The sequence below is a fragment of the Bacillus sp. SH5-2 genome (assembly GCF_008368905.1).
Taxonomy (GTDB): Bacteria; Bacillota; Bacilli; order Bacillales; family Bacillaceae_G; genus Bacillus_A; species Bacillus_A luti.
Genome location: NZ_QOSD01000001.1, coordinates 215,892 through 232,739, shown reverse-complemented (window position 1 = coordinate 232,739; position 16,848 = coordinate 215,892). Strand labels below are relative to the sequence as shown.

At 36.1% G+C, this 16,848-nt stretch carries 18 protein-coding genes, 2 riboswitches and 1 other annotated feature; of the genes, 15 read left to right on the top strand and 3 right to left on the bottom strand.

From position 1 onward, the window contains the following. Window positions 1–10: 10 nt before the first annotated feature. From DN410_RS01225 to DN410_RS01215, 3 genes are all read left to right on the top strand, one after another. On the top strand, window positions 11–1,030 hold the full coding sequence (locus tag DN410_RS01225; protein ID WP_149174984.1) for a histidinol phosphate phosphatase domain-containing protein: 1,020 nt from the start codon (window positions 11–13) through the stop codon (window positions 1,028–1,030). Between the two features lie 70 nt (window positions 1,031–1,100). Beyond that, window positions 1,101–1,265 (top strand): YozQ family protein, encoded by a 165-nt coding sequence (locus tag DN410_RS01220; RefSeq protein ID WP_149174983.1) that lies wholly within the window; start codon window positions 1,101–1,103, stop codon window positions 1,263–1,265. 150 nt (window positions 1,266–1,415) lie between these two features. Further along, window positions 1,416–2,387, top strand: a complete 972-nt coding sequence (locus tag DN410_RS01215) for an NAD(P)-dependent oxidoreductase (protein ID WP_149174982.1) — start codon at window positions 1,416–1,418, stop codon at window positions 2,385–2,387. An 80-nt stretch (window positions 2,388–2,467) separates the two neighbouring features. Here DN410_RS01215 and pssA read toward each other — a convergent pair whose 3' ends face one another. Together pssA and DN410_RS01205 are read right to left on the bottom strand one after the other, a co-directional pair. After that, the gene (gene pssA / locus DN410_RS01210; RefSeq protein WP_044739224.1) at window positions 2,468–3,169 is read right to left on the bottom strand and encodes a CDP-diacylglycerol--serine O-phosphatidyltransferase; all 702 of its coding nucleotides are present in this window, start codon (window positions 3,167–3,169) and stop codon (window positions 2,468–2,470) included. 182 nt (window positions 3,170–3,351) lie between these two features. After that, on the bottom strand, window positions 3,352–5,238 hold the full coding sequence (locus DN410_RS01205; RefSeq protein ID WP_149174981.1) for an LTA synthase family protein: 1,887 nt from the start codon (window positions 5,236–5,238) through the stop codon (window positions 3,352–3,354). Window positions 5,239–5,492: 254 nt separating this feature from the next. On the opposite strand from DN410_RS01205, the gene DN410_RS01200 reads away from it, so the two are divergent. The 12 genes from DN410_RS01200 (at window position 5,493) to DN410_RS01145 (ending at window position 16,634) form a co-directional block, all read left to right on the top strand. Continuing rightward, on the top strand, window positions 5,493–5,888 hold the full coding sequence (locus DN410_RS01200) for a DUF3888 domain-containing protein (protein WP_149174980.1): 396 nt from the start codon (window positions 5,493–5,495) through the stop codon (window positions 5,886–5,888). Window positions 5,889–5,977: 89 nt separating this feature from the next. Beyond that, a riboswitch (Lysine riboswitch) is annotated at window positions 5,978–6,159 on the top strand. 180 nt (window positions 6,160–6,339) lie between these two features. Further along, on the top strand, window positions 6,340–7,656 hold the full coding sequence (gene lysA / locus DN410_RS01195; RefSeq protein WP_149174979.1) for a diaminopimelate decarboxylase: 1,317 nt from the start codon (window positions 6,340–6,342) through the stop codon (window positions 7,654–7,656). A 116-nt stretch (window positions 7,657–7,772) separates the two neighbouring features. Then, a riboswitch (SAM riboswitch) is annotated at window positions 7,773–7,881 on the top strand. Between the two features lie 72 nt (window positions 7,882–7,953). Then, on the top strand, window positions 7,954–8,097 hold the full coding sequence (locus tag DN410_RS01190; protein ID WP_000116163.1) for a YezD family protein: 144 nt from the start codon (window positions 7,954–7,956) through the stop codon (window positions 8,095–8,097). Between the two features lie 87 nt (window positions 8,098–8,184). Next, window positions 8,185–8,886: a phosphoadenylyl-sulfate reductase gene (locus tag DN410_RS01185; protein WP_149174978.1), complete on the top strand. Its 702-nt coding sequence runs from the start codon at window positions 8,185–8,187 to the stop codon at window positions 8,884–8,886. A 38-nt stretch (window positions 8,887–8,924) separates the two neighbouring features. Next, window positions 8,925–10,061, top strand: coding sequence for a sulfate adenylyltransferase (gene sat / locus DN410_RS01180; RefSeq protein WP_149174977.1), 1,137 nt, complete (start codon window positions 8,925–8,927; stop codon window positions 10,059–10,061). 12 nt (window positions 10,062–10,073) lie between these two features. Next, on the top strand, window positions 10,074–10,673 hold the full coding sequence (gene cysC, locus DN410_RS01175) for an adenylyl-sulfate kinase (RefSeq protein ID WP_149174976.1): 600 nt from the start codon (window positions 10,074–10,076) through the stop codon (window positions 10,671–10,673). Window positions 10,674–10,814: 141 nt separating this feature from the next. After that, window positions 10,815–12,437: a nitrite/sulfite reductase gene (locus tag DN410_RS01170; protein WP_149174975.1), complete on the top strand. Its 1,623-nt coding sequence runs from the start codon at window positions 10,815–10,817 to the stop codon at window positions 12,435–12,437. Window positions 12,438–12,447: 10 nt separating this feature from the next. Further along, entirely contained in the window at window positions 12,448–12,648 is a 201-nt protein-coding gene (locus DN410_RS01165; protein WP_071709835.1) for a DUF3906 family protein, read from the top strand. An 86-nt stretch (window positions 12,649–12,734) separates the two neighbouring features. Further along, on the top strand, window positions 12,735–13,511 hold the full coding sequence (cobA, locus tag DN410_RS01160) for a uroporphyrinogen-III C-methyltransferase (protein WP_149174974.1): 777 nt from the start codon (window positions 12,735–12,737) through the stop codon (window positions 13,509–13,511). A gap of 1 nt (window position 13,512) precedes the next feature. Further along, window positions 13,513–14,265, top strand: a complete 753-nt coding sequence (locus DN410_RS01155; RefSeq protein ID WP_149174973.1) for a sirohydrochlorin chelatase — start codon at window positions 13,513–13,515, stop codon at window positions 14,263–14,265. Next, window positions 14,240–14,854 (top strand): NAD(P)-binding protein, encoded by a 615-nt coding sequence (locus tag DN410_RS01150; RefSeq protein WP_149174972.1) that lies wholly within the window; start codon window positions 14,240–14,242, stop codon window positions 14,852–14,854. Before DN410_RS01155 ends, DN410_RS01150 begins: the two co-directional genes overlap by 26 nt. A gap of 64 nt (window positions 14,855–14,918) precedes the next feature. Next, window positions 14,919–15,167 (top strand) — a binding site (T-box leader). 111 nt (window positions 15,168–15,278) lie between these two features. Continuing rightward, window positions 15,279–16,634 carry a sodium-dependent transporter gene (locus DN410_RS01145; protein WP_149175053.1) on the top strand — a complete coding sequence of 452 codons (1,356 nt, stop codon included), beginning with the start codon at window positions 15,279–15,281 and terminating at the stop codon, window positions 16,632–16,634. Window positions 16,635–16,659: 25 nt separating this feature from the next. Here the strand turns inward: DN410_RS01145 and DN410_RS27760 are convergent, their stop codons facing one another. Next, window positions 16,660–16,818, bottom strand: coding sequence for a hypothetical protein (locus DN410_RS27760; protein ID WP_179958558.1), 159 nt, complete (start codon window positions 16,816–16,818; stop codon window positions 16,660–16,662). Window positions 16,819–16,848 lie beyond the last annotated feature (30 nt).

Here is a 16,848-nt window from a genome sequence, read left to right as displayed (position 1 = left end):
GGGAATACATATGAAAGTGGATTACCACCTTCATTTAGAAGAAGGACCTTATTCAATAGGGTGGCTTGCTAAAATAAATGAAGCAATGGAATATTATGAACCGCTTCAAGAAAAAAGGCATTCTATCGATTGGCTTATGAAAACACAAGAGCGTTTGCAAAGACGTGTGAAGGAAGGACCATTTACAGCAAAATGGATTGATTTATATTTAGAAGAAGCGTTGCGAAAAGGTATAAAAGAAGTTGGGATTGTTGATCATTTATATCGTTTTCATGAGGCGAAAGGATATTATGAAAAATATGTAGATATTAGTGATTCAAAGCTTGGTCGTTTACAAAAGGAATGGTTAGACCAAGTAAGAGTCGTTTCACTATACGATTTTACAAAGGCGATTGAAGAAGCGAAAGAACGTTGGAGTAAAAAAGGCGTCACACTTAAACTTGGAATTGAGGCGGATTATTTTATTGGTTGTGAAGAAGAGCTGAAAAACTTATTAGCGCTAGGAGACTTTGATTATGTAATTGGTTCTGTTCATTTTCTAAACGGGTGGGGTTTCGATAATCCAGATACGAAGGAGTATTTTGAGGAACACGATTTACATGCATTATATGATACGTTTTTCAAAACTGTTGAGTGTGCGGTTCGCTCTGAGCTATTTGATATTATAGCTCATCTAGATAATATAAAAGTATTTAATTACAGGTTGGATGAGAATGAGCAGCTTTCTTACTATAAGGAAATTGCTCGTGCGTTAGTAGACACGAATACTGCAACAGAAATAAATGCAGGATTGTACTATCGCTATCCTGTCCGTGAAATGTGTCCAAGTCCGCTCTATCTACAAGTGTTAGCTAAATATGGAGTTCCCATTACGGTTTCTTCGGATGCACATTATCCGAATGATTTAGGGAAGTATGTAAAAGAAAATGTGCAAACATTACGAACACATGGTATCTCTCATATCGCAACATTTACGAAACGAGTCAGAGCAATGAGATTAATTGAAGAAGAAGTAATGATTTCAAAATGAAACGCAATATTTTGATGAAAACCCTGCTTTTTGTTCAAAATAAGAAAGAATAAAAAGGAGGGTAAGAAAAATGGCGAAACAACAAAATAAACAAAATGTACAGGGTGCACAGCAAGCTTATACTTCTGAAACGAATGCTACATCTCAATCGGTTATTGAGGAGCAAATTAGCGATACAGTTGCAGAAGGAACAATTGATGTAAAGCTTGGAAAAGAATCGCAAGAAAAAGCGTAAAAAGAGGGGAGAGTCACATCTCCTCTTTTCTTATGGATAAAAAAGTGTCGATTTTCAAAACTATAATCAAATTCCTTGGTTTTTATATGTGGATTTCTTACAATGAAAGATAAGAGATATCCTATTTTGTATAGAAGAGGTGTTAGTATAGTGGCAAAAATATTAGTAGCAGGGAAAATTCCAGAAATCGGATTAGAACTATTAAAAGATCACGATGTAGAAATGTATGATAAAGAGGAGTTAATTTCTTTAGATGAATTAACAGAGCGTGTACAAGATAAAGATGCGTTGTTAAGTTTACTTTCTACAAAGGTGCCGAAAGAAGTTATTGATGCAGCACCTCATTTAAAGATTGTTGCAAACTATGGTGCTGGTTATGACAATATTGATTATACGTATGCGGGCGAAAAAGGAATTGTAGTATCGAATACACCGAAAGTATCAACGGAAGCGACAGCAGAATTAACATTCGCACTTCTTTTAGCAGCGGCACGCAGAATTCCTGAAGGGGATACGTTATGTCGTACAATCGGATTTAACGGATGGGCACCGTTATTTTTCTTAGGCCGAGAAGTACATGGTAAAACAATTGGAATTATCGGCCTTGGAGAAATCGGGAAGGCAGTTGCAAAGCGAGCGAAAGCATTTGGGATGGATGTTTTATATACAGGACCTAATCGTAAGCCTGAAGCTGAGAACGAACTAGGAGCAACGTATGTAACGTTGGAAGAATTATTACAAACAGCAGACTTTATTACAATTAATTGTGCTTATAATCCGAAATTACATCATATGATTGATGAAGAGCAGTTTAAAATGATGAAGAAAACAGCATATATTGTAAATGCTTCACGTGGCCCAATTATGAATGAAGCGGCACTTGCTCATGCATTAAAAACGAATGAAATTGAAGGAGCAGCTCTTGATGTGTTTGAGTTTGAACCGAAAATTACAGAAGAGCTAAAAGGATTAAAAAATGTTGTACTTGCTCCTCATGTAGGAAATGCAACATTTGAAACGCGTGATGCGATGGCTGAAATGGCTGTAAGAAATATATTGGCTGTGTTGAACGGGGAAGAACCAGTGACACCTGTAAATCAAAAAGTATTCGTTACAAAATAAAGTGAAATGCTAATCGGAGGCATATTGCCTAGAAAAATAGAGGAATAAAAAGAAACCTTCCGGATGTGGAAGGTTTCTTTTTATTTTTCTTTATTCGCTTTTTTTGACGGTCTTTGTCTAATGAATTGAGATAACATGTACAAAATGTATAGTGGGATGGCAATGAATAAGAAAACAGAAAAATTACCAAACCCTGTTTGATACATTGTGATAATGATTCCAATTAAAAATAGTGTAATAATGATGCTATATCGTGGAATTGGTACATCTTTTAAACTTGGGATACGAATACGGCTTACCATTAAAAATGCGAACGTTACAAATACTGTAATTAGAACGATTTTTGGAATGGTATGTGAAAATAAGGTTAAGAAAGCGACAAGCCCTCCCGCTGCTGTAATCGGAACTCCAGTGAAATATTTCATTGAAGTAGAAGATGGTGTTACATTAAATCGTGCTAAGCGATATGCTCCGAAAAGAGGGAATAGTCCCGCTATGTATAGTCCGATGATTCCATAGTTGGAGAACGATGTGTAATACATTAAAACAGCAGGTGCTGCACCAAATGTTACCACATCCGCAAGTGAGTCAAGCTCTTTCCCCATTTGTGAATCCACACGTAATAAACGAGCAACACGACCATCAAGACTATCTAACATCATCCCGATAAGTACTAAAATAGCAGCTGATTTATAATATCCTAAAGATGCATAGCCGATCGATAAGAATCCGCTATATAAATTTCCGAGCGTAAATAAGTTTGGAATAGCTGCTCTATACAAAATCTGATCCCTTGCTTTCTGTAATGAATTCTTAATTAGTGTATGAAAGTTTACTCATTTTATCATACCATAAATTTATTCCTCATACGAAAGAAATTCCCAATTTGTGAAAGATTTCGTAGAAGAATAATTCGAAAAATAAGTAAAAAAAGGAAGCAACTTCTACAAAGTTGCTTCCTGAACTATTCAAATTTCGTTGTCATCGTTCCAGTGTTAAATCGATTGTTAGGATCGAAACGTAATAAATCTCCATAAATCAGTTTATCGGAAAGTTTTAATTCTGTTTTTGCTTTTTCAATATAAGGCTGACATAGTGTTAAATCGGTTTCTGCCCCCGTACTTCGTTTGTAGCACATGTTTTTTGTGTAAACATACTCTTCCGAAACAAAGCTACCATCCCGCATGATCATAAGAGGGTCTTTCTCTTTAATGAATAAATCAGTTCCAAATTCTACGGATTGATTTGTTTTAATACCAAGTAAATGAAGAAGAGTTGGTTTAATATCAATTTGACCAGATACTTTAGAAATGACTTTTCCTTCTTGACCAGGCACATGAATAATGAGAGGGACGCGTTGTAATTGCATAGAATCAAACGGTGTAATAGCGTCTTTCCCAAGGAACTGGGCCATAGCTGCGTTATGGTTTTCGGAAATACCGTAATGATCACCATAAATGACAATAACGGAATTGTCGTACAGTCCTTCTGCTTTTAATTGATTAATAAATAATTTAAGAGCTTCATCCGTGTAACGAACGGTTGGGAAGTAGCGGTTTAAAACGCCACTTTCTGAATTAAACTCATCAACATATTGATCTTCTGGATTTAGAAGAAACGGAAAATGGTTTGTTAAAGTAATGAATTTTGTATAGAACGGTTGTGGTAAAGATTTTAGCTTTGGAATAGATTGCTCAAAGAACTCTTTATCTTTTAATCCCCAACCGACAGACATTTGTTCTGTGCCTACGTAATCATTTAAATTAAAGTAACGATCATATCCAAGCGCAGGATACATTACATCACGATTCCAAAACGATTTATCGTTTGAATGGAAGACAGCAGAAGAATATCCGTATTTCTTCAATTGTTCTGGTGTAGCTGTATATTCATTTGTTGCGTGAGTAAAGAATACAGAACCGCGGTCTAACGGATAAAGTGAATTTTCGACGATAAATTCAGCATCAGAAGTTTTACCTTGTCCTGTTTGATGATAGAAGTTGTCGAAATAAAAACTATCTTTAATAAATTCGTTTAAAAATGGAGTAATTTCTTTTCCATTTATTTTTTTATTAATAACAAAACTTTGTGTAGATTCCATTGAAATCAAAATGACATTTTTACCTTTTGCAGCTCCAAATAAGTTCTTATCAACTTGCTTATCTTTTGAGTCTGTATAGTTTTTAATTTCAGAGAACCCGTCCCCACTTGCAAATACACGTTCAGCTGAAGATTTTGATTGAAGTGTAATATCGAATAGATGATATGTGTATAAACCTAAATTTTTCACGACAGTTTGACGGTCAAATGAGCGTGAGAACATTTGTGGTTTATAAATAACGGAAACAACAATTTGTAGTGCTAATAGAGCTGTTACACCGCTAAAGAAAATACGCTTCTCAGAGCGAGAAAGCGGCGTCTTGTCACAAAATGCCGGGAATTTACGTGAAAGAAACATTAAAATAATCGCATCTGCAAATAAGAGTAATGTTTTATACGTAAAGAGTTCTTTTATACTCGTCCCTAAATCAGCCATATTATTTGTTTGAAATAACACTGGGAACGTAACGAAATCGTTATAAAACCCATAAAACATTGCATTTCCAAATAAAATGAATGATAGTATAAAACTAATTCCAACTATAATGCGGTTTCGGTGTTTGGATGCAAATAAAGCAAAACCGAAAAATAAAAGTAACGCAGCTAGTGGATTAATAAAAAGCATAAATTCTTCAAAGAAATTATCAATTTTAATATCGAATGCTAGCTTGTACACAATATATGTTTTTATCCATAATAAAACGACTGCAATAAGTGCAAATCGCAGTTTTGGAAATAGACGTTGTAGCATAATATACTCCTCTCCTAAAAAGCATGACAGTTCTTGTGGGCCTATTGGATTAGCGCCTCATTTTATATATACGAACAGTCCTTTGTTATTATGATTATTATACTATGAGTATCATTATACGAAAATAAAAGAGAGTTGTGGACTTTTTTATAATAATTGAGTAGAAAAAGAGTGGTGGGAGACAATAAAATGGAATTTCTTTGTATGATAATGATCGTGCGCAGAAAGAATCACGTAATAATACGGAGGTTATAATGCGAAAATTATTATATTTTATAGCATGCAGTAGTTGTATACTTTTTGCTTCACCGAGTGTTTCGGTAGCCCAATATGATGCACCCCTTATGGAAGATGCCCTTTATTCTGTTTTATTTCCAAAAATAAATAAAGCGATTGAAAAACAATATGGGAGCTTGAAGCCTTATCAATGTCCTAAAATTATCAGTTTAAAAAAAGTGTATAGCGGTACATATTTATTTCAAGCGAGTATTGAAGTGATAAAGTATGAACGTGTTGCTGGGAAGATTGCTCCACCATTTGAGAAGGTAACGATTACATTTAATAACGAAGAAGGCGAATGGGAAGTGACAAAGATTATTGTAAAGCGCTTACCAAACGATACGAAACTAAACTGTCAAAAAACAATATAAAAAATTGTTTGACAAATAAAATGGTCCTTTGGTATTGTTAATAGCAACAATTAGATGTTTGAAAATTAAATAGACTTACCTCATCTACTCTCAAAGGTAGAGGCCGCGATAGGAAAGAGTAAGCTATGGGAGATTTAATGGAATCTGTGATCATAGGTTGAAAGGGACTATTGCCGAAATATAAGAATAACCATCTTATTCATATATTGGGACTGCATTGAATAAATGTAGTACTGTCATAAGATTTATTTTATGGAGAGCTATTTGGAGATGTTGATGCGGTTTCTTATTTTGAGGAGATAACAACTCGTTTATTTTTTCAATATATATTTTTCCTAATAAGAAACGCGTGTGAACATTGTTCCGCGCGTTTTTTGTCTATCTAAAAGCGTGCTGCAATGAATAGAAGATTGGGGTTATGAGTTTTAGAGGAAATAAGGGAGGAATTCAAATGTATTTACACGGCACGAGCCGAATTAATGGGCAAGGACACTTAGAAATTGGAGGGTGCGATACGACGCAGCTAGCAAAACAATATGGAACACCACTTTATGTATACGATGAAGATTCTATTCGAGGAAAGTGCCGCGCGTTTCATCGTGCTTTTAAAGAAAGTGGTTTCTCTTATCAAGTAGCATATGCAAGCAAGGCGTTCTTGTGCATGGAGATGTGCCGAGTAGCTCGTGAAGAGAATATGTCGTTAGATGTTGTTTCTGGAGGAGAATTGTATACTGCGCTCCAAGCTGGATTTCCGGCATCACGCATTCATTTTCACGGCAATAATAAAACAGAAGAAGAGATGATTATGGCTCTTCAGGCGAATATTGGTTGTTTTGTTGTAGATAATTTCTTAGAATTAGAAATTTTGCATGATTTAGCAGTGCAACATGGGAAATTTGTGAACATATTAATTCGTGTAACGCCTGGAGTAGAGGCGCATACACATGAATATATTACAACAGGGCAAGAGGATTCAAAATTTGGATTTGGTGTTTCAAATGGTCAAGCGATGCAGGCAATCGAGCTTGCTTTACAAAAATCAAATTATAATGTGTTAGGTATTCATTCACATATCGGATCACAAATATTTGAAACGGCCGGCTTTGTGCGAGCGATTGAAGTTCTTCGTCAATTTTTAGAAGAAGTGAGAGAGCGAACAAACTATGTAGTAAAAGTGCTAAATGTGGGCGGAGGATTCGGAATACGCTACACAGAGTCAGATACACCATTAACTCTTGAGACATATGTGCGAGCTGTAACAAGTGCGGTGAGAGAACAATTTACAGTATGTAATTATCCATTGCCAGAAATATGGGTTGAACCAGGTCGTAGTATTGTAGGTGATGCTGGAACGACACTGTATACAGTCGGATCTGTGAAAGATATTCCTGGCATAAGAAAATATGTTTCAGTAGATGGTGGAATGACGGATAATTTAAGACCTGCCTTATATAACGCTCGTTACGAAGCAATGTTAGCGAATCGAGGGAATGATGCGAATGAGGAACTCGTTTCGATTGCTGGGAAATGTTGTGAGAGTGGAGATATGCTGATTTGGGATATTCATTTACCGAAAGTCGCTTCTTCCGATTTACTAGCAATTTCTTGTACAGGAGCATATGGCTATTCGATGGCGAATAATTATAATCGAATTCGGAGACCAGCTGTCGTCTTTACGAAAGGTGGAACATCGCAAATTGTAGTGGAACGTGAAACATATGAAAATATTATTGGGAACGATCGCATACGTATTAAAGAACTTGTTTAAATAGAGAAAAGGAGTTGTTCGGATGGGCAATTCCTTTTTTGTAAAATAAAATAATTAAAATATATCGGAAAACTAGGATTGAAAAAAATCAGAATTGTGATAAAATACAAATACAAAGCTTATCAAGAGAAGCGGAGGGAACTGGCCCGGCGAAGCTCGGCAACCTGCTTATAGAAAGCAAGGTGCTAAATCCAGCAAAATGGAATCCATTTTGAAAGATAAGGTAAAATATATTACCGAACAGTCTTTTCGAAATGGGAAAGATTTTTTTTATGAATAAAAAGGGGGGCTGTTCGCGTGAGCGTACGGGAACATTTTGAGGAAGTATCTGAGAAGATTCAAGCGATGCTTGCTGATATGAAATATGGTTCAATTACAATTGTTGTGCAAGATGGGAAAGTCATTCAATTAGAGAAAAGTGAAAAAGTACGTTTAAAGTAAAAAAGCGCTGACTAGAAAAACTAGAGGCGGTTTTAACCTATTTTATTAGGTTAAAACCGTCTTTTTGCTTTTACAGGGGGAAAAAACATGTTGACGTATGAAACGTGGGATGAAAATGGTGTTTCGTTTTCAGAAGAAGATGAAACAAAAGGCGCGCTATCTGTATTAAGTTGGGCTTATAAAGAATATAAAAGTGAAATTGTATACGCATGTAGCTTTGGAGTGGAAAGTATGGTATTACTGCACCTTATAAACCAAGTAAATCCATCTGCTAAAGTTGTATTTTTGGATACAAATGTTCATTTTCAAGAAACGTATGAATTAATTCAAAAAGTGCGGGAACGATTTCCTTCATTAAATATTATAGAAAAACAGCCAGAACTTACACTTGATGAACAAGCAAAGTTGCATGGTGACAGGCTGTGGGAAAGCAACCCAAATCTTTGTTGTAAAATTAGAAAAATTTTACCTTTAGAAAAAGCATTAGCAAATGAAAAGGCGTGGATATCAGGTTTAAGAAGGGAACAATCAGAAACTCGCAAACATACAAACTTTATAAATCAAGATCGTCGTTTTCAATCTATTAAGATTTGTCCACTTATTCATTGGACATGGAAAGAAGTTTGGCGATATGTATACAAACATAGTTTGCCGTATAACCCATTACATGATGTTGGCTATCCAAGTATTGGGTGTGAGAAGTGTACGTTACCTGTAGATGGTGGCGATTCAAGAGATGGTAGATGGGCTGGCAAAGGGAAAACAGAATGTGGTCTCCATGATCAATAAGATGAATTGAAAAATAAAGCTAAGAGAGGATATAGAAAATGAGCACAAGAAACGAATTAGTAAACCGTATAGATGAGACATACGACGTATCACAAATTGAAAAAGAAATTAAATTAGACAACATTGCGTTAAGTGATTTAGAGCTGATAGCGACAGGTGGATATAGCCCGCTTACAGGTTTTTTAGGTAAGAATGATTATGACTCGGTCGTAGAAACCCTTCGTTTAGCAAATGGGAACATATGGAGTATACCAATTACATTGCCAGTAACAGAAGATGTAGCAGAGAGGCTGGAAGTTGGAGAGAAAGTAAAGCTTGTTAACGATGGATATATATATGGTGTCATTCAAATAGAAGATATTTTTGTACCAGATAAAGAAAAAGAAGCGTTACTTGTATATAAAACGACGGATGAGGCTCATCCAGGAGTGAAAAAATTATATGAACGACCAAACGTTTACGTTGGAGGAGCTATTATTCTTACAAAACGCTTTGAAAATAATCAATTTCCTTCTTATCATTTAGATCCCATTGAAACGCGAGAGGAATTTAAAAAGCGTGGTTGGAAAACAGTAGTCGGGTTTCAAACGAGAAACCCGGTACATCGCGCTCATGAATATATTCAAAAGTCTGCTCTTGAAATTGTAGATGGTCTCTTTTTGAATCCGCTTGTTGGGGAAACGAAATCAGATGATATTCCTGCTGATGTAAGAATGGAAAGCTATGAAGTATTACTTCAAAACTATTATCCGAAAAATCGTGTCTTTTTAGGTGTGTTTCCTGCAGCGATGCGTTACGCAGGGCCAAGAGAAGCGATATTTCATGCATTAGTAAGAAAGAATTTTGGATGTACCCACTTTATTGTAGGGCGTGATCATGCCGGGGTAGGAGATTATTACGGAACATATGAAGCGCAGGATATTTTTACGAATTTTACGGTAGAAGAGTTAGGTATTACACCGCTATTCTTTGAACATAGCTTTTACTGCGGGAAATGTGAAGCAATGGCTTCAACGAAAACATGCCCGCATGGAAAAGAGGACCATGTCATTTTATCCGGTACGAAAGTAAGGGAACTATTAAGAAATGGTGAGATTCCGCCAAGTACATTTAGTCGGAAAGAAGTAGTGGAAGTGCTAATTAAAGGTTTGAAAAAAAGTGTAGTAACAAAATAGGGAGAGAAAGAGATGAATACAAATATTACTTGGCATACAGCCTCTGTTTTAAAAGATGAGAGAAGAGTGAAAAGTGGCCATCATAGTTTTGTAATTTGGTTTACGGGTTTATCAGCTTCGGGTAAATCTACAGTAGCGAATGCGGTTGCCCGTAAACTATTTGAAAAGAATATCGGAAACTATGTGCTAGATGGGGATAATATACGCCACGGTTTAAATAACGATTTAGGTTTTTCTGAAAGGGATCGTACAGAGAATATTCGTCGTATTGGTGAAGTTTCTAAACTATTCGTAGATCAAGGAACGATTGTTCTTACAGCATTTATTTCACCATTTCGAGTAGACCGAAAACAAGTTAGAGATCTATTAGCGGCGGATGAATTTATTGAAGTGTTTGTGAAGTGTCCGATTGAAGAGTGTGAAAAACGTGATCCGAAAGGTCTTTATAAAAAGGCAAGAAAAGGTGATATTAAACAGTTTACTGGTGTGGATTCACCATATGAGGAGCCAGAACGAGCAGAATTAATTGTAGAAACACATAATTATTCTATTGAAGAATGTGCAGAACAAATTGTGAAGTACTTACAAGAGCGTAGTTTTATCCCGCGCTAACGGGTTGTAAAGTACCTCAAAATAGAAGCTAGGTGGAAGTCGGGCTGTCTGTAAATGTTCGATTGGTTAAGGCTAATAATCAGTGGGGGATGAACACAATCCTCACTGATTAAAGTTTCACTTTATATAGGGGGATTAAAAATGAGTTATGAAAAAGTATGGGCTAACAATGAAAAATTAAATCAGACTGAGAAAAATAAATTAGAAAAAGATGGGTTAGAAATTTTTAATGACATTCCTTACTACGCGGAGAATGGATTCGAATCTATTCCGAAAGAAGAGTGGGATGCATTTAAATGGGCAGGCTTGTATTTGCAGCGTCCGAAAGAAGCTGGATACTTTATGATGCGTGTAAATATTCCTTCTGGGATTATTACAAATGCGCAGGCAGAAGCGCTTGCTTCTATCGCTGAGGACTATGGACGTGATGTAATTGATATTACGACAAGACAGGCGATTCAGTTTCATTGGTTAGAGATTCAGCAAATTCCAGATATTTTTAAAAGGTTAGCGAGAGTTGGATTATCTTCAGCTGGGGCGTGTGGTGATATAACGCGTAATATTACAGGAAATCCACTTGCGGGAATTGATGCAAATGAACTGTTTGATACAACAGGTATTGTAAAAGATGTATATGACTATTTCCAACATAATGAAGAGTTTTCTAACTTACCACGTAAATTTAAAATGTCTATTAGTTCTAACATTTATAATTCAGCAAACGCAGAGATTAACTGTGTTGCATTTACACCTGCTACGAAAGAAATAAATGGTGAGAAAAAAGTTGGTTTTCATATAAAAGTAGGCGGAGGATTATCAGCTCGTCCATATTTAGCAGAAGAATTAGATGTATTCGTTCTACCAGAAGAAGTGAAGGCGGTAGCAATTGCGATTGCTACTATATTCCGAGATTTTGGATATCGTGAAAAGCGTCATTTAGCACGCTTGAAATTTCTTGTTGCAGACTGGGGAGCGGAGAAATTTAAAGAGAAACTACTAGAGTATACAGGACCTTTACAAAGTAAAGGAGAAAGTGCATTAAAAGGATGGAATGCAGGTTATTTTTATGGTGTTCAAGATCAAAAACAAGAGGGACTAAAATATGTCGGTTTTAATGTGCCTGTAGGGCGTTTACATGCAGAAGAAATGTTTGAGATTGCAAGAATTGCAAAGCAATATGGTAACGGGCAAATTCGTACTTGTAACTCACAAAACTTCATTATTCCGAATGTTCCGCCAGAAAATGTTGCAGGCTTATTAAGCGAACCGTTATTTGAAGCAATTTCTGCAAATCCGAAATCATTTATTGGTCATGCCGTTTCATGTACAGGTATTGAATATTGTAATCTCGCATTAGTAGAAACGAAAGAAAGATTACGCCAAATTGCAGAGTACTTAGATACACAAATTGTACTCGACGTTCCTGTTCGAATTCATATGGTAGGATGTCCGAATTCATGTGGTCAACGTCAAATTGCTGACATTGGATTACAAGGGGTGAAAATGAAAACGAAGGAAAAAGGAATTGTTGAGGCATTTGAAATTTATGTAGGTGGAACGTTACTAGATGGCGGTGCTTATAATCAAAAGCTAAAAGGGAAAATAGACGGTGAAGATTTACCGGATGTGCTCGTATCATTTATAAGTTATTTCAAAAAAAATAAGTTACCAGCTGAAACATTTTATGATTTTGTTGAACGTATCGGCGTAGATACATTACAAATAGCGTTAAATAACGTGTTAGAGGAAGTTATAGCGTCTTAGGAGGGGCAATATGGACTTATACCGATTTGAAGCTGTATTAGCGAATAATATCGTTCCGATTGTTGTTGTTGCTCAGAGTGAAGAACAGGCATTTAAGCTTGCGGAGATTGAGCTTGAAAAACATTTTTTACCGTTACCAGAAATAAAGGAGATTTCCTTATTTGAAAAAAAGAAGATTCGAAAAAGCGCGGCTTTTGTTATTCATGAGTAAGGAACATTGAAATATGAAGTAATGAAAACTTCCATTCGTATATAAGGATGGAAGTTTCACTTTAATAGTAGAAATGAGGAGAGCTGATGGGAAAAGTATATATCGTTGGAGCGGGCCCTGGGGATCCAGATTTAATCACTGTGAAAGGATTGAAATGTATTGAGAAGGCAGATGTTATTTTATACGATCGTCTTGTGAATAAAGAGTTGCTTTCGTACGCAAAGCCTGAAGCGGATTTAATTTATTGCGGGAAACTCCCGAATTATCACACGATGAAGCAAGAGACGATTCATACATTTCTTATTAAATACGCAAAAAAAGGAAAAGTTGTAACGCGGTTAAAAGGGGGAGATCCGTTTGTATTTGGTAGAGGCGGAGAAGAAGCTGAAGCGCTAGCAAAGCAAGGGATACCATTCGAAATCGTCCCAGGTATCTCCTCTGGAATAGCTGCACCTGCTTATGCAGGGATTCCGGTGACCCATCGTGATGCAAGTGCAAGTTTTGCTATTGTGACAGGACACAGGAAAGAAGATGCTGAAGAGGAAATAAAGTGGGAAAGTTTAGCGAAAGGTGTAGAGACTTTAGCGGTATATATGGGGGTTAGTAATTTGCCCTACATATGTGAACAACTTATGAAGTATGGGAAAGAAAAAAATACACCTGCTGCTATTATTGAGCGGGGAACGACGTCTATGCAGCGCACAGTTGTCGGGACGTTAGGAACAATTGTAGAGGTTGCGAGAAAAGAACAAATTCAAAATCCAAGCATGATTGTAATTGGAGAAGTTGTCCGTTTTAGAGAAAAGATTCATTGGTTTGAGAAACAAACGGAAAATGCCTATCAAGTAAGTGGAGTGTTGTAAAATGAAGGCTGTTTTATATATATGTCATGGAAGTCGGTTGAGGGAAGCAAAAGAAGAGGCAATTCAATTTATTACGTCATGTATGAGCCGTATAGAGGAAACGATTCAAGAAGTTTGTTTTTTAGAGTTAGCGAATCCCTCTATCGAGGAAGGCTTTCGTACATGTGTGAAGCGTGGTGCGACAGAGATTATCGCTATTCCTGTATTTTTATTAGCGGCAGGTCATGTGAAAAATGATATTCCGTTTGAATTACAAAAGTTAAATGATCAATTTCCTCATATTAAAGTGACTTACGGTAATCCATTCGGTGTATCAAGGACACTTATAAAATCGGTATATAAAGGAAGCGGTATTGAAGAATATAAAAATAAAGTGACGCTTTTACTTGTTGCAAGGGGCAGTAGCGATCCTGAAACTTTACAAGATATAAATCGGATCGCTGCTTTATTTCAAGCGGAGGAAAAAATTGATAAAGTAGAAGTTTGTTTTTTAGCGGCTGCAGAACCAAAATTTGAGGAGAAATTGAAGGAAGTTGTAGAACGAAAAGAAGAGCATATCATTGTGCTACCTTATTTGTTATTTACAGGATTACTTATGAAACATATTGAGAAAGAAGTGCGTCAATATGAATTGGGAGGAATAAACATAAGCCCGTATTTAGGAAAGAATGAAGCGTTTCGAGAAATGTTAATCCAAAAAACGAAGGAAATATTGAAGGGAGATCAATATGTATCCACTTACAGTGCGAGTTGATAAGAAACGTGTTGTTGTCATTGGTGGAGGAAAAGTTGCGGGGTTTAAAATTATTCCTTTATTAAAACAAGGTGCGGATATAGTTGTAGTAAGTCCAGAATTAGACGCAAATTTAGTGAAACTTGTGGAGGAGAAGAAAATTCGTTGGTATCAAAGAGAGTATGAAAAAAGTGATATTAAAGATGCTTTTTTAGTTGTTGCAGCGAGTAGTGATTCTATATTAAATGAACAAGTTGCTGAGGATAGCGCAGAGAATCAATTGGTAAATGTTATTACAAATCCTGAAAGTGGTAATGTTCATTTTCCGGCGGCAATTCATCGTGGGTTACTTAATATAGCGGTTTCTACTGGAGGAGCAAGTCCAAAGCTTGCGAAAAAAATTCGGGATGATATCGCAAATAAATACGATGAAACATATGAAATATATTTAGAGTTTCTATATGAAGTAAGAATCAAGTTAAAAGAGTTGCAGTTAGAAAAGAGAGAACGACATATATTGCTACAAGAAGTATTGAAATCAGTATATGTGCAAAACGAGGAAAAAAGAGAAAGTTTTTTACGGGAATTAGAGGCGAAAGTTGTCCAATAACAAAAAATAAATTGCGCTTTACAAATATAAAAATATAATTTATAATCACAAGTAACTTCAATAGATGAAATCGATGAGCAAGAAGAGTATGTATATTTGATACGTTCAGAGAGCTGGGATAAGGTGTGAGCCCGGTACGATAAAATATACAGAATGGGCTTGCGAGAGGTATGTTGAACATTGTAGTAGGCAACCCGGGTTCCGCCGTTAAAAGGATAGAGTATCGGAGTTTTTCCTGTACTTGAACAAGTGGGATTTATCAATCCAATTGAGGTGGTACCACGGTATTAACATTACATATATCGTCCTCTACATGCATATTTGCGTGTAGGGGACTTTTTTATTTTCTAAAGGAGGTGTGCGAGTATGAAATGAAAGTGTATAATTGATAAAAGTTCAAATATTCAGAAAAGGAGAAATTATGATGAAAGAAACACAGCAATGGACGTCGAAAATTGGCTTTGTACTCGCAGCAGCCGGAGCCGCAGTAGGTCTTGGTGCAATATGGAAATTTCCATATGTTGCAGGTAATGGAGGGGGAGGCGCATTCTTCCTTGTATTCTTACTATTAACTTTATTTATTGGTATGCCTCTTCTTTTAGCTGAATTTGTTATTGGTCGTAGTACTCAAAAAGAGGCAGTTACAGCTTATAAAGTATTAGTACCAAATAGCAAGTTATATCCTTGGATTGGTCGTATGGGGGTTGTTACTTGTTTTAGCGTACTATCTTTTTATAGTGTTGTAGGTGGATGGATTTTACTTTATTTATACTATAGTGTCACAGGTAGTTTCTGGAACGGAGTAGTCGATTATGGACAATTGTTTGGTGAAACGATTTCAAATCCAGTAAGTGCGATTGGGGCACAATTCATCTTTATGCTTTGTACCATTTTTGTTGTTAGTAAAGGTGTGGAAAAAGGTATAGAAAAGGCAAGTAAGTACATGATGCCGCTATTATTCATTTTATTTATTGCCATCATTATTCGTGCGTTAACACTTGATGGTGCTATGGCTGGGGTGGAGTTCTTCTTAAAACCGGATTTTTCAAAGCTTACAGCAGATACAATTTTATATGCGATGGGACAATCTTTCTTCTCACTAACGGTAGGGGCCTCAGTAATGGTAACGTATAGTTCGTATTTGAAGAAAGAGGAACATTTGGCGAAATCAGCAACATCTATTGTGAGTTTAACTGTATTTATTACAGTGCTTGCAGGGTTAGCGATTTTTCCAGCGATTTTCGCATTAGGAGTTAAACCGACAGAAGGACCAGGGCTACTGTTTATCGTCCTTCCAGCAGTATTTGCGAAAATACCATTTGGACAATTTTTCTTCATTATGTTTTTAGTGTTATTCTTCTTTGCAACGTTAACGTCTGCGATTTCAATGCTTGAAATTGTTGTAGCATCTGTTGCGAAAGATAATGAGAAGAAGCGTCCGTCCGCATCATTATTAATTGGTATTCTTATTTTTGCGGTTGGAATTCCATCGGCATTATCATTTGGGATTATGAGTGATGTGAAAATATTTGGAAAAACATTCTTTGATTTCGTTGATTTTTCGGTAAGTAATGTGTTGCTGCCGTTAGGGGTACTAGCTATTTCGCTATTTGTACCAAATAAAATGAGTAAAGAGTTATTAATGAAAGAATTAGAAGTTACGGAAACGAAAGGGAAAACGCTATTTAACATTTGGTTCTTCTTGCTTCGTTATATTATTCCAGTAACTGTAATAATTGTATTTTTAAATGCAATAGGTGTATTTAAAATGTTTGCATAAAAAAGACGGGGATCCCCCGTCTTTTTTATGTTGATGATTGCAATAAACGATTATATGTTTTATAAGCTGTGACGACTGCGATGAATGAACCGATTAAAAATAACGCTGAGCCGCCAAATGTAAATAACCGGCCAATGTACGTTTCCCTAGCTTCTTCTATTTCTTGTTGTAATTGTGTATTCATATGAATCACCTCGTAAAAATATAGGCATTT

Coding starts and splice junctions, on each gene's coding strand:
- lysA (WP_149174979.1), top strand. CDS start 6,340: ATGTATTTACACGGCACGAGCCGAATTAATGGGCAAGGACACTTAGAA.
- DN410_RS01205 (WP_149174981.1), bottom strand. CDS start 5,238: ATGCTACAACGTCTATTTCCAAAACTGCGATTTGCACTTATTGCAGTC.
- DN410_RS01185 (WP_149174978.1), top strand. CDS start 8,185: ATGTTGACGTATGAAACGTGGGATGAAAATGGTGTTTCGTTTTCAGAA.
- DN410_RS27760 (WP_179958558.1), bottom strand. CDS start 16,818: ATGAATACACAATTACAACAAGAAATAGAAGAAGCTAGGGAAACGTAC.
- DN410_RS01155 (WP_149174973.1), top strand. CDS start 13,513: ATGAAGGCTGTTTTATATATATGTCATGGAAGTCGGTTGAGGGAAGCA.
- DN410_RS01225 (WP_149174984.1), top strand. CDS start 11: ATGAAAGTGGATTACCACCTTCATTTAGAAGAAGGACCTTATTCAATA.
- DN410_RS01145 (WP_149175053.1), top strand. CDS start 15,279: ATGAAAGAAACACAGCAATGGACGTCGAAAATTGGCTTTGTACTCGCA.
- DN410_RS01200 (WP_149174980.1), top strand. CDS start 5,493: ATGCGAAAATTATTATATTTTATAGCATGCAGTAGTTGTATACTTTTT.
- cobA (WP_149174974.1), top strand. CDS start 12,735: ATGGGAAAAGTATATATCGTTGGAGCGGGCCCTGGGGATCCAGATTTA.
- cysC (WP_149174976.1), top strand. CDS start 10,074: ATGAATACAAATATTACTTGGCATACAGCCTCTGTTTTAAAAGATGAG.
- DN410_RS01220 (WP_149174983.1), top strand. CDS start 1,101: ATGGCGAAACAACAAAATAAACAAAATGTACAGGGTGCACAGCAAGCT.
- DN410_RS01165 (WP_071709835.1), top strand. CDS start 12,448: ATGGACTTATACCGATTTGAAGCTGTATTAGCGAATAATATCGTTCCG.
- sat (WP_149174977.1), top strand. CDS start 8,925: ATGAGCACAAGAAACGAATTAGTAAACCGTATAGATGAGACATACGAC.
- DN410_RS01170 (WP_149174975.1), top strand. CDS start 10,815: ATGAGTTATGAAAAAGTATGGGCTAACAATGAAAAATTAAATCAGACT.
- DN410_RS01150 (WP_149174972.1), top strand. CDS start 14,240: ATGTATCCACTTACAGTGCGAGTTGATAAGAAACGTGTTGTTGTCATT.